The 1,300-nt window shown below is 29.1% G+C and carries 1 protein-coding gene; it reads left to right on the top strand.

Going from position 1 to position 1,300, the window contains the following annotated elements; all coding sequences use genetic code 11:
- The first annotated feature begins 90 nt into the window (after nt 1-90).
- Nucleotides 91-1,071 carry an IS481 family transposase gene (locus AB1349_14415; GenBank protein ID MEW6558519.1) on the top strand — a complete coding sequence of 327 codons (981 nt, stop codon included), beginning with the start codon at nt 91-93 and terminating at the stop codon, nt 1,069-1,071.
- Nucleotides 1,072-1,300: the final 229 nt, after the last annotated feature.

The following is a 1,300-nucleotide window of genomic DNA, read 5'->3' as shown; positions in this document are numbered from 1 at the left end:
AATATAATTTGTGAATAGTTAAAACAAGGGTGACACTTCTTAAGTAAAATTAAGTTGATAAAAATAAAATTAAAAAGGAGTGCCACCAATATGAATTATACCAAAAGATTAAATCCAACAATGAGAATAAGGATGATTGAGTTAGCTCAATCATCCTTAGGCGTCAAAAAAACCTGTGAGTTGCTTGGAATAAGCAGAAATACATATTATAAATGGCTTAAAAGGCTTGATCCTGAAAATATTTATGAAAGTTTATCTGATAGAAAACCTGTACCGAGAAGGCAACACAAGAAAACCCAGAAGGAGTTTGAACGAATTATTATTAAAATTTATGATAAATTAAGATGGTCAAGTCTAAAAATTCATTGCTATCTTAAGAATAATGGTATTTTAAACCCCTCTACTTCAAAGCCTATCGCAGAATCAACTATTAGAAACATTCTTAAACGTTATGGTAGAAACATTAAAAAGATTACTAAAGAAATTATTATCCGCTATGAAAAAGAATTTGCGGGTGAAATGGCACATATTGATCTTAAAAAACTTCCTAATGTTAGGGGTGAAAATCCTAAAAATAAAAAATATCTTGCTGTTTTAGAAGATGACGCTACAAGATTAACTTATGCTGAAATTTTAGACAATAAAAAATCTAAATCGTTAGCTGATTTCTTAAAAAGAGGGTGTTTTTGGTTTAGTAACACTTATGAAATCAGCTTTGAGAGCCTATTATCTGACAATGGAAAAGAATTTACCTGGCATACTGAAGAAGGCAGAAAATTCCATAGCTTTGAGGTTATGTGTAGGTTTTTAAATATTAAACATAAATATACCAAGGTTAGAAGACCTCAAACAAATGGTAAAGTTGAAAGGTTTAACCGAACTATTGATGAGGAATTTCTTTCTAAATACTTGTTTGACTCTCATAAACATAGAAATATTAGCTTACAACAATGGCTAAGATGGTATAATGCGGCCAGAATGCATATGGGCATTAAAGGTTTATTTCCAGTACAAAAACTGGCCGTTTGTCGTAAAATGGAGGTTGATAAAAACATCATTCAAGTTGCTTGATTTTTTGTTAAAGTGTCACCCAAGTGACGACTTATTACAATTAATTATTTAACTAAAGTTTATAAAAAAAGCAATAATAACTGTTAAAAACCTGCAATTATTTTTCAGGGTTATTATCTTTATTAAAACTAACATTGTTAGCATTGAAAAACTTATCTTTAATATCTTTTCGTGCTTCAAAATACTGATAATTTATCAACTTTAAATCATTCCAGAGTTTTTTAATATA

This window comes from Elusimicrobiota bacterium (assembly GCA_040757695.1).
Lineage (GTDB): Bacteria > Elusimicrobiota > UBA8919 > UBA8919 > UBA8919 > JBFLWK01.
Note: the sequence above shows the minus strand (reverse complement) of the source record. Positions and strands in the feature narration are given on the sequence as shown.

Excerpts from the sequence above, each read along its gene's own strand:
- AB1349_14415 (MEW6558519.1), top strand. The coding sequence starts at position 91 with ATGAATTATACCAAAAGATTAAATCCAACAATGAGAATAAGGATGATT.